Source organism: Pseudomonas sp. 05N434 (assembly GCF_056396965.1).
In genome coordinates this window covers 1-10,390 of record NZ_JBFTMK010000144.1, presented here as the reverse complement: position 1 = coordinate 10,390, position 10,390 = coordinate 1, and the positions used below count along the sequence as shown (strand labels likewise).

Genomic DNA, 10,390 nt, shown 5'->3' with positions numbered 1-10,390 from the left:
TCCTGACCCCAGTCACCCTGCCAGTCATAGGGTTTATGCATGTTGATAATGATCGCGTAACCTTGGGCCCGGGCGACTCGTAAATCATTTTCAAGCCAATCCAGCGCAGCGGTAATGTTAAAAGTTGTAGGATTCAGGGGATGGGAAATTTTGGTTGCGTAAGTCGGCTCATTATTAAGCTGGACCAGATGAACCTCCCCTATATTTTTGGAATAGGCAAGACTGCCCGAATACATCTTATTGAACAAAAAGCCCGTAATCTTCAAATCGAAATCATCTACCTTGCCGGCATGATGCTCTTGATATTCGACAATACTGCCCGCCGCACAACTATTAGTAAAACAATCATCGACATTGTTCTGATAGTCATGATTACCCAAGCCGTACAGATAGTCTTTATTAAAGTACTTCTGCAGCGTCGAATTGATATACGAACGCTGCCAACCATGACCAAACGCCGTCATGTCACCGTTGATCATCAATGGCACCTGCGACTGACCGCCCATCTTGCTTCTGAAATCCGCAATACTCGCGAACTGGGTCTCCACCAGCCATTTGGCACGCTGTTCAAACTCGCTGTCAGGTTCATATTCCTCACTGTCCGTTTTATCCGTCCACGGATACTGCGGATCAGACGCGAAGACCATATGAATAGGTGTACCTTCATTTGAATGTGCGACAGATGCCAGCGACAGGATCCACATGCATGCGAATAACTTCGCACCTTTTACAATGTTCATAGAATTCCATTTCCGTAATATTAGATAGGCACGCCGTTATATAACAACGGCATGCCAGAACAACTTATTCCAGAAAATAGAAAACCGCAAACATCAAACAGCGGGCAATTCAGTTAATATATTTCCGACTTGCTTATAACAACTGACGTCGATGCTTTCGCCAGCAGCATAGGACTCCCGTACAGGGAAACGTAATGCGCGCCTGGCTGAAGCGCCGCCACGTCATACCGCCTTCGATGCCAGGATTTTGCCGGTCGATGCCACCGTAGCGCTCGAATGAGCTCGCCGCCCCCTCAAAACCGTCCATAATTCACAAGTCAATTGATTCAAGTCATTACACTGTCAGTTGATTTCCACCAACGTGACCAAAGGTCGCACCCTTGAGTTAGAGCTACAGGCGTATCATTGCGCCACTGCAACACCTCTTTTTGACCGCGGTCGGCACGTACTGACCGAGGCATTTTTCCACTGCCGTGGGATGCAATGATGAGCAATCAGATTCCGGTACACGACGTCACTCCACCCGCCAAGAACGCGAACAACAGCGTCGACCTCTACGCCTCTCGAGAAAAGATCTACACCCGCGCCTTCACCGGTCTGTTCCGCAACCTGCGGATGACGGGTGGTGCCGCACTGTTTCTGCTGTATTTCGGCACGGTGTGGCTGAGCTGGGGCGGTCATCAGGCCGTCTGGTGGAACCTGCCGGAGCGTAAGTTCTTCATTTTTGGCGCGACCTTCTGGCCCCAGGATTTCATCCTGCTCTCAGGCATTCTGATCATCAGCGCCTTCGGCCTGTTCTTCATTACCGTGTATGCCGGTCGGGTCTGGTGCGGCTACACCTGCCCGCAAAGCGTCTGGACCTGGATCTTCATGTGGTGCGAAAAGGTCACCGAAGGCGACCGCAACCAGCGCATCAAGCTCGACAAGGCGCCGATGAGCGCCAACAAATTCCTGCGCAAATTCAGCAAGCACACGATGTGGCTGCTGATCGGTTTCGTGACCGGCATGACCTTCGTCGGCTACTTCTCGCCGATTCGTGAACTGGTGATCGACTTCTTCACCGGTGAAGCCGATGGCTGGTCGTATTTCTGGGTCGGTTTCTTCACCCTCGCCACCTACGGCAACGCCGGCTGGCTACGCGAACAGGTGTGCATTTACATGTGTCCGTATGCACGCTTCCAGAGCGTGATGTTCGACAAGGACACGCTGATCGTCTCCTACGACCCGCGCCGTGGCGAAAGCCGTGGCCCGCGCAAGAAAGGCATCGACTACAAGGCTCAGGGCCTGGGCGATTGCATCGACTGCACCATGTGCGTCCAGGTCTGCCCCACCGGCATCGACATCCGCGACGGCCTGCAAATCGAATGCATCGGCTGTGCGGCCTGCATCGACGCCTGCGACAGCATCATGGACAAGATGGATTACCCGCGCGGCCTGATCAGCTACACCACTGAGCACAACCTGTCGGGGCAAAAAACCCATAAACTGCGCCCTCGCCTGATCGGCTACGCCCTGGTGTTGCTGACCATGATCGCGTTGCTGGTGACTGCGTTCTTCATGCGCTCGCTGGTCGGTTTCGATGTCAGCAAAGACCGCGTACTGTACCGTGAGAACGCCGAAGGCCGGATCGAAAACGTCTACAGCCTGAAGATCATGAACAAGGACCAGCGCGACCACACCTACGTGCTCGAAGCCACCGGCCTGCCGGACCTCAAGCTGCAAGGCAAGCGCGAGATCAAAGTCGCCGCCGGGGAAATTTTCARCCAGCCGGTCGAGTTGTCCAGCTCGCCGGAGCAACTGCCGTCGAGCACCAACGAGGTGAAGTTCATCCTCAAGGATGCCGATGACGCCAGCGTCCACGTTGAAGCCAAGAGCCGATTCATCGGCCCACAAATTCGTTGAGAGAAGTGATCATGCCCGCAGCAACTGCCGCAAGTCCCTGGTACAAGCACCTTTGGCCGTGGATCATCATCGCCATCCTGGCCTGCTCGGTGACCTTGACCCTGTCGATGGTGACCATCGCGGTGAACAACCCGGACAACCTGGTCAACGACAACTATTACGAGGCCGGCAAAGGCATCAACCGCTCCCTGGACCGTGAACTGCTGGCCCAGACCCTGCAACTGCGAGCCAGCGTGCACCTGGATGAGCTGACCGGCGAAGTCGACCTGCGCCTGAGCGGCAACAGCCAACCGAAAACCCTTGAGCTGAATCTGATTTCGCCGACCCAGCCGGAGAAGGATCGCAAGATCACCCTGGCCCGCAGTGAAACTGAACAGGGCCGCTACATTGGCCAGTTGAGCGACAAGGTCGAAGGCCGCCGCTTCGTCGAATTGCTGGGTGTGCAGGATGACAAGACCTGGCGCATGTTCGAGGAAGAACAGGTCAGCCATGCCAAGGATCTGCTGCTCGGTGATGAGCCGTTGCAAGGTGCCGAAGACCTGAAGAAATAGTCACAACGATCTCCTGTGGCGAGCGGGCTTGCCCGCGTTCGGTTGCGCAGCAGCCGCAAGTTGTCTACTCGATCTATCGAGAAGTTCGCGCTGACTGTCTTTGGGACCGTTGCGCGGTCCAACGGGGGCAAGCCCCCTCGCCACAGAGGCCTTTGGGCCTGCCACAATGGTTTTCATGGCAACAAACATGACCAGTCCAACCCCCTGCTACCACTGCGCCCTGCCCGTCCCGGCCGGTAGCCGCTTCACCGCCGCTGTCCTCGGGGATACCCGCGAATTCTGCTGCCCGGGTTGCCAGGCGGTGGCCGAGGCCATCGTGGCCGGTGGGCTGGAAAGTTACTACCAGCATCGCAGCGAAGCCTCGGCCAACCCCGAAGCCTTGCCGGTGCAGTTGGTCGACGAGTTGGCGCTGTATGATCGCGCCGACGTGCAGCAACCCTTTGTCCGTCACGAAGGCGAACTCGCCGAAACCACCCTGTTGATGGAAGGCATCAGCTGCGCCGCCTGCGGCTGGCTGATCGAAAAGCATCTTCGCAGCCTGTCGGCGGTGGCCGAAGCACGCCTGAACCTGTCCAACCATCGCCTGCACGTGCGCTGGGCCGACGCGCAATTGCCGTTGAGCCAGGTGCTCAGCGAATTGCGCCACATCGGTTACGCCGCTCACCCTTATCAGGCCGACCGTGCCAGCGAACAACTGGCCAGCGAAAACCGTCTGGCCCTGCGCCAACTCGGGGTCGCCGGGTTGCTGTGGTTCCAGGCGATGATGGCGACCATGGCCACCTGGCCGGAATTCAACATTGACCTCAGCCCCGAACTGCACACCATCTTGCGTTGGGTCGCGTTGTTTCTCACCACGCCGATCGTGTTCTACAGCTGTGCGCCGTTCTTCAAAGGGGCGATGCGCGATCTGCGCACCCGGCACCTGACGATGGACGTCTCGGTGTCACTGGCAATTGGCAGTGCCTATATCGCCGGGATCTGGACCTCGATCACCGGGGTCGGCGAGCTGTATTTCGATGCGGTGGGAATGTTTGCGCTGTTCCTGCTGGCTGGGCGCTACCTGGAACGCCGCGCCCGGGAACGAACCGCCGCCGCGACCGCACAACTGGTCAATCTGTTGCCCGCCTCCTGCCTGCGGCTGAGTGCCGACGGCCAGAGCGAGCGGATTCTGCTCAGCGAGCTGCGCGTGGGCGATCAGGTGCTGGTGCACCCCGGCGCGATCCTGCCGGCCGACGGCAAGATCCTCGACGGTCAGTCGAGCATTGACGAATCCCTGCTCACCGGCGAATACCTGCCGCAACCACGAACCCTGGGCGACGCTGTCACCGCTGGCACCTTGAACGTCGAGGGTGCGTTGACCGTGGAGGTCCTGGCGCTGGGTCAGGACACGCGCCTGTCGGCCATCGTCCGCCTGCTGGATCGCGCCCAGGCCGAAAAGCCACGGCTGGCGGAAATCGCCGACCGCGCCGCGCAATGGTTCTTGCTGCTGACGCTTATCGCAGTGGCCGCCATCGGCCTGCTCTGGTGGGAGCTGGATTCATCGCGAGCGTTCTGGATTGTCCTGGCGATGCTGGTTGCGACCTGCCCGTGCGCCTTGTCCCTGGCCACGCCGACCGCCCTCACCGCCGCCACCGGCACGCTGCACAAACTGGGGCTTTTGCTGACGCGCGGCCATGTACTGGAAGGCCTGAACCAGATCGACACGGTGATTTTCGACAAGACCGGCACCCTCACCGAAGGTCGGCTGGCCTTGCGTTCGATCCGGCCGCTTGGGGCACTGGCGAGCGATCAATGCCTGAGCCTCGCCGCCGCCCTGGAAAACCGTTCCGAACACCCGATCGCCCGGGCTTTTGGCCGCGCGCCGCTGGCCGCCGAAGAGGTCCACAGCACGCCGGGCCTGGGTCTCGAAGGCTTGGTCGGCGCGCAACGCCTGCGCATTGGCCAACCGGGTTTTGTCTGCGAGCTCAGCGGTGCTCAAGTGCCGATGATGCCCGATGAACCCGGCCAATGGCTGCTGCTCGGCGACAGCCAGGGACCACTGGCGTGGTTCGTCCTCGACGACCGTTTGCGCGCCGACGCCCCCGCTCTGCTGGCGGCCTGCAAGGCTCGCGGCTGGCGCACCTTGCTGCTGTCCGGCGACAGCTCGCCGATGGTCGCCAGCGTCGCCGCCGAACTGGGCATCGACGAGGCCCGTGGCGGTTTGCGTCCGGACGATAAATTGCAGGTGCTGCAACAACTGCACCAGGAAGGCCGCAAGGTGTTGATGCTCGGTGACGGGGTCAACGACGTGCCGGTGCTGGCCGCCGCCGACATCAGCGTGGCGATGGGCTCGGCCACCGATCTGGCAAAAACCAGTGCCGACGCGGTGTTGCTGTCGAACCGCCTCGACGCGCTGGTGCAAGCCTTCAGCCTGGCCCGTCGCACCCGTCGGGTCATCATCGAGAACTTGCTGTGGGCAGCGCTGTACAATGGCCTCATGTTGCCATTCGCCGCCCTCGGCTGGATCACTCCGGTGTGGGCCGCGGTCGGCATGTCCATCAGTTCGTTGACCGTGGTGTTGAATGCTTTGCGCCTGACTCGCCTGCCGAGCGCGCCAGCCACCAGCGCCACGCCAGAAACCCGCCCGCTGCCGGCCTGAGCCGCGCGGGCATGGAGTCCAGATGCCAGCTCTCTACGTGATGATCCCGGCCGCGCTGCTGATCGTGGCCATCGCTATCTACATCTTCTTCTGGGCGGTCGACAGCGGTCAGTACGACGACCTCGACGGCCCGGCCCACAGCATCCTGTTCGACGACCAGGACCCGAAGCACACGGCAGCGGTCGACGAGGCCAGTGGCCATCCGGCCAAACCCGACGACAAGGCGCCACCCCATGCTTGAGTTGGCGCCACTGCTGGTCTCTGCGCTGATCCTCGGCCTGCTCGGTGGCGGCCATTGCCTGGGCATGTGCGGCGGTTTGATGGGCGCGTTGACCCTGGCGATCCCCAAGGAGCAGCGCAGCCGACGCTTGCGCTTGTTGCTGGCCTACAACCTGGGGCGGATTCTCAGCTACGCCGCGGCCGGCCTGCTGATCGGCCTGGCTGGCTGGGCCGTGGCCAATAGCCCGGCGGCGATGTTCATGCGCATCCTCGCCGGATTGCTGCTGATCGCCATGGGGCTGTACCTGGCCGGTTGGTGGAGCGGCTTGACCCGCATCGAAAGCCTCGGTCGCGGCCTGTGGCGGCATATCCAGCCGGTGGCCAACACACTGTTGCCAGTGTCGAACCTGCCCCGCGCCTTGCTGCTCGGCGCGCTGTGGGGCTGGCTGCCGTGCGGGCTGGTTTACAGCACATTGCTGTGGTCGGCGAGTCAGGGTAATGCGCTGGACAGTGCGTTGCTGATGCTGGCGTTCGGGTTGGGCACCTGGCCGGTGCTGCTCGCCACAGGCCTGGCCGCCGAGCGGGTCACGGCGTTGTTGCGTAAACGCAGCGTGCGCATGACCGGCGGCTTGTTGGTGATGGTGTTCGGCATCTGGACCTTGCCGGGGCCGCATCAGCATTGGCTCATGGGGCATTAGCCCCCTCGCCACAAAAACTATCGCTATCGCCAATCACCGTTGATGCAAATCAAGATGCCGCAACGCCGCACCCCCTAGACTCGCCGACACTGCCAGCCTATCCGGGGGAATGCCCGCATGCTCGACGCCATTCGTTGGGACACAGATCTGATCCGCCGTTACGACCTGGCGGGGCCACGCTATACCTCGTATCCGACGGCCGTGCAATTCGACAGCCAGGTCGGCACCTTCGACCTGTTTCATGCCCTGCGCGACAGCCGCAAGGCGCTGCGACCGTTATCCCTGTATGTGCACGTGCCGTTCTGCGCGAACATCTGCTACTACTGCGCCTGCAACAAAGTCATCACCAAGGACCGTGGCCGTGCCCTGCCCTATTTGCAGCGCCTGGAACAGGAAATCCAGCTGATCGCCTGCCACCTCGACCCCATGCAAAAAGTCGAGCAACTGCATTTTGGCGGCGGCACACCGACCTTTCTCAGTCACGATGAACTGCGTCAGCTGATGGCCCGGCTGCGCAAGCATTTCAATCTGCTGGACGACGATTCCGGCGACTACGGCATCGAGATCGACCCGCGCGAGGCCGACTGGTCGACCATGGGCCTGCTCCGGGAACTGGGCTTCAACCGGGTCAGCATCGGCCTGCAAGACCTTGACCCGACGGTACAGCGGGCGGTCAATCGCCTGCAAAGCCTGGAAGAAACCCGCGCGGTGATCGACGCCGCCCGGACTCTGCAATATCGCTCGATCAACATCGATCTGATCTACGGCTTGCCGAAGCAGACGCCCGAGAACTTCGCCCGCACCGTCGACGAAGTCATCAACCTGCAACCGGACCGGCTCTCGGTGTTCAACTACGCCCATCTGCCAGAGCGCTTCATGCCGCAACGGCGGATCAACAGCAACGATCTACCGGAACCGGCGCAGAAGCTGGAAATGCTCCAGCGCACCATCGAACAACTGACGGCCGCCGGTTACCGCTACATCGGCATGGACCACTTCGCCCTGCCCGATGATGAACTGGCGATTGCCCAGGAAGAGTCGACCTTGCAACGCAACTTCCAGGGCTACACCACCCACGGTCATTGCGATCTGATCGGTCTGGGGGTATCGGCCATCAGCCAGATCGGCGACCTGTACTGCCAGAACAGCAGCGACCTGACCCAGTACCAGAACGCTTTGGCGTCCGCGCAACTGGCCACCGCCCGTGGCCTGCTGTGCAATGCCGACGATCGCTTGCGCAGGGCGGTGATTCAGCAACTGATTTGCCATTTCAACCTGGAATTCGCGGAAATCGAGCAGGCCTTCAACATCGATTTTCGCGGTTACTTCGGCGAGCTCTGGCCACAGCTGCAGGACATGGCCAAGGACGGGTTGATCGAGCTCGACAATGAACGGATCACCGTACTCCCCGCAGGCCGACTGCTGGTGCGCTCGGTGTGCATGGTGTTCGATGCATACCTGGAACACACCAATCGCCAGCGCTTTTCACGAGTGATCTAATGCCTTGCGGTTAAATTGTCGCAGGCTGGTCCGAATGTCCTCCCGTGGGGTACCCTTACGTCTTATGCGTGTTTTCCCACAAGGATTAAAGAAATGTCCGAGCCAGTAAAGCTGCGCGCTCATAACCAGGCCCATTGTAAGGATTGCAGCCTGGCCCCTCTCTGCCTGCCACTTTCTCTGAATCTGGAAGACATGGATGCGCTGGACGATATCGTCAAACGTGGTCGCCCGCTGAAAAAAGGCGAATTCCTGTTTCGCCAGGGCGACACGTTCGATTCCGTTTATGCAGTACGCTCCGGCGCCCTGAAGACCTTCAGCCTGAGCGATGGCGGCGAAGAACAACTCACCGGTTTCCATTTGCCGAGTGAATTGGTCGGTCTGTCGGGCATGGACACCGAAAAGCATCCGGTCTCGGCGCAAGCCCTGGAAACCACTTCGGTGTGCGAGATCCCGTTCGAGCGCCTCGACGAACTGGCCCTGCAACTGCCACAACTGCGCCGTCAGTTGATGCGCGTGATGAGCCGCGAGATTCGTGACGATCAGCAAATGATGTTGCTGCTGTCGAAGAAAACCGCCGACGAGCGCATCGCCACCTTCCTGGTCAACCTGTCGGCCCGTTTCCGCGCCCGAGGCTTCTCGGCCAACCAGTTCCGGCTGAGCATGTCGCGCAACGAAATCGGTAATTACCTGGGCCTGGCGGTGGAAACCGTGTCCCGGGTGTTCACGCGCTTCCAGCAAAACGAACTGATCGCCGCCGAGGGCAAGGAAGTGCACATCCTCGACCCGATCCAGCTCTGCGCCCTGGCCGGTGGCTCGATCGAAGGCTGACCCTGTTGACGGTGGCTGAGCGAAACGGTTCAGCCACCGTTATACTGCGACGTTTGCAGCCCGCCAGGACACTTCGACGATGGTCATCGACTCCTTCGACATCAAATCACTGATCCGCCCCGTGATCGACTTCCCCAAGCCGGGCGTGATCTTTCGCGACATCACCCCGCTGTTTCAGTCGCCCACAGCCCTGCGCCTGGTGATGGACAGCTTCGCCCATCGCTACGTCGAGGCCGACTTCACCCACATCGGCGCCATGGACGCGCGCGGGTTCCTGATCGGTTCGATACCGACAGCCTGTGCGAGGGGGATTCGGTGGTGCTGTTCGATGACCTGATCGCCACCGGCGGCACGCTGATTGCGGCGGCCAACCTGGTTCGGCGCATGGGCGCGCGGGTGCATGAAGCGGCGGCGATCATTGACTTGCCGGAGCTGGGTGGTTCGCAACGGCTGGAAGACATGGGGATTGCGACTTTCTGTCTGACGCAGTTTGCGTTGAGCGATAAGTAAGGCAGCGCCTGGAAGGAGTCAGCCCAGACAGCACCGTTACAGCGAAATCGGCTTACGCCCGGCAAACGAATGCGCCAATGTCCCGCCATCCACCAGTTCCAGCTCGCCACCCAACGGCACGCCGTGGGCAATGCGCGAGGCGATCAGGCCCTTGTTGCTGAGCAACTGGGCGATGTAATGCGCCGTGGCCTCGCCTTCCACCGTCGGGTTGGTGGCGAGGATGACTTCGGTAAACGTGCCCGCCTCTTCGATCCGCGCCATCAGTTGTGGAATGCCGATGGCTTCCGGCCCCAACCCGTCCAGAGGCGACAAGTGGCCCTTGAGCACGAAGTAGCGACCGCGAAAACCGGTCTGCTCCACCGCGTACACGTCCATCGGACCTTCCACCACACACAGCAAGGTGTCGTCGCGGCGTGAATCGGCGCATTGCGGGCACAGATCGTCTTCGGTCAGCGTGCGGCACAAACGGCAGTGGCCCACCCCTTCCATGGCCTGGCTCAGCGCCTGGGCCAGTCGCGAACCGCCGCTGCGATCGCGCTCAAGCAGTTGCAACGCCATGCGCTGGGCAGTTTTCTGACCCACACCCGGCAAAATTCGCAGGGCATCGATCAGTTGGCGAATCAAAGGGCTGAAGCTCATGGGGAAAAAGTCCGACATAACAACGAGACGCGGTTTATACCCGCGCCTCTGTTTAGCGTCAAATAGCAGCGCCAATTACTCAGTCGGCGCCACCCGCACCACCAGTTTGCCAAAGTTGCGTCCTTCCAGCAGGCCAATAAATGCCTCGGGCGCGTTCTCCTGGCA

10 protein-coding genes and 1 pseudogene are annotated in these 10,390 nt (G+C 60.5%); 8 read left to right on the top strand and 3 right to left on the bottom strand.

The genetic code is table 11. The features are described 5' to 3' along the window. The coding region (locus tag AC1DLB_RS11775; RefSeq protein ID WP_477785034.1) for a phosphoesterase at window positions 1-740 on the bottom strand (740 nt) is incomplete at its 3' end. A 486-nt stretch (window positions 741-1,226) separates the two neighbouring features. Between AC1DLB_RS11775 and ccoG the strand changes: the two genes are divergently transcribed. The 8 genes and pseudogenes from ccoG to AC1DLB_RS11735 all read left to right on the top strand — a co-directional run bounded on the left by ccoG (window position 1,227) and on the right by AC1DLB_RS11735 (window position 9,586). Next, window positions 1,227-2,642, top strand: a complete 1,416-nt coding sequence (ccoG, locus tag AC1DLB_RS11770) for a cytochrome c oxidase accessory protein CcoG (protein WP_477785033.1) — start codon at window positions 1,227-1,229, stop codon at window positions 2,640-2,642. Between the two features lie 11 nt (window positions 2,643-2,653). Continuing rightward, window positions 2,654-3,193 carry a FixH family protein gene (locus AC1DLB_RS11765; RefSeq protein ID WP_018925298.1) on the top strand — a complete coding sequence of 180 codons (540 nt, stop codon included), beginning with the start codon at window positions 2,654-2,656 and terminating at the stop codon, window positions 3,191-3,193. 187 nt (window positions 3,194-3,380) lie between these two features. Further along, window positions 3,381-5,831 carry a heavy metal translocating P-type ATPase gene (locus tag AC1DLB_RS11760; RefSeq protein ID WP_477743782.1) on the top strand — a complete coding sequence of 817 codons (2,451 nt, stop codon included), beginning with the start codon at window positions 3,381-3,383 and terminating at the stop codon, window positions 5,829-5,831. Window positions 5,832-5,853: 22 nt separating this feature from the next. Then, on the top strand, window positions 5,854-6,072 hold the full coding sequence (gene ccoS, locus AC1DLB_RS11755) for a cbb3-type cytochrome oxidase assembly protein CcoS (RefSeq protein ID WP_007933363.1): 219 nt from the start codon (window positions 5,854-5,856) through the stop codon (window positions 6,070-6,072). Continuing rightward, the gene (locus AC1DLB_RS11750) at window positions 6,065-6,748 is read left to right on the top strand and encodes a sulfite exporter TauE/SafE family protein (protein WP_018925296.1); all 684 of its coding nucleotides are present in this window, start codon (window positions 6,065-6,067) and stop codon (window positions 6,746-6,748) included. Before ccoS ends, AC1DLB_RS11750 begins: the two co-directional genes overlap by 8 nt. A gap of 117 nt (window positions 6,749-6,865) precedes the next feature. Continuing rightward, complete coding sequence (hemN, locus tag AC1DLB_RS11745) at window positions 6,866-8,248, top strand: oxygen-independent coproporphyrinogen III oxidase (RefSeq protein ID WP_477743783.1); 1,383 nt, start codon at window positions 6,866-6,868, stop codon at window positions 8,246-8,248. 93 nt (window positions 8,249-8,341) lie between these two features. Continuing rightward, the gene (gene fnr / locus AC1DLB_RS11740; RefSeq protein WP_018925294.1) at window positions 8,342-9,076 is read left to right on the top strand and encodes a fumarate/nitrate reduction transcriptional regulator Fnr; all 735 of its coding nucleotides are present in this window, start codon (window positions 8,342-8,344) and stop codon (window positions 9,074-9,076) included. Window positions 9,077-9,155: 79 nt separating this feature from the next. After that, window positions 9,156-9,586 (top strand): annotated as a pseudogene (locus tag AC1DLB_RS11735) (purine phosphoribosyltransferase family protein). Window positions 9,587-9,622: 36 nt separating this feature from the next. Here AC1DLB_RS11735 and recR read toward each other — a convergent pair. Both recR and AC1DLB_RS11725 read right to left on the bottom strand, forming a co-directional pair. After that, window positions 9,623-10,225 carry a recombination mediator RecR gene (gene recR, locus AC1DLB_RS11730; RefSeq protein WP_064619124.1) on the bottom strand — a complete coding sequence of 201 codons (603 nt, stop codon included), beginning with the start codon at window positions 10,223-10,225 and terminating at the stop codon, window positions 9,623-9,625. 75 nt (window positions 10,226-10,300) lie between these two features. Beyond that, a partial coding sequence (locus AC1DLB_RS11725; RefSeq protein WP_477785035.1) for a hypothetical protein occupies window positions 10,301-10,390 on the bottom strand: 90 nt, incomplete at its 5' end.

Coding starts and splice junctions, on each gene's coding strand:
- recR (WP_064619124.1), bottom strand. CDS start 10,225: ATGAGCTTCAGCCCTTTGATTCGCCAACTGATCGATGCCCTGCGAATT.
- AC1DLB_RS11765 (WP_018925298.1), top strand. CDS start 2,654: ATGCCCGCAGCAACTGCCGCAAGTCCCTGGTACAAGCACCTTTGGCCG.
- fnr (WP_018925294.1), top strand. CDS start 8,342: ATGTCCGAGCCAGTAAAGCTGCGCGCTCATAACCAGGCCCATTGTAAG.
- hemN (WP_477743783.1), top strand. CDS start 6,866: ATGCTCGACGCCATTCGTTGGGACACAGATCTGATCCGCCGTTACGAC.
- AC1DLB_RS11750 (WP_018925296.1), top strand. CDS start 6,065: ATGCTTGAGTTGGCGCCACTGCTGGTCTCTGCGCTGATCCTCGGCCTG.
- ccoS (WP_007933363.1), top strand. CDS start 5,854: ATGCCAGCTCTCTACGTGATGATCCCGGCCGCGCTGCTGATCGTGGCC.
- AC1DLB_RS11760 (WP_477743782.1), top strand. CDS start 3,381: ATGACCAGTCCAACCCCCTGCTACCACTGCGCCCTGCCCGTCCCGGCC.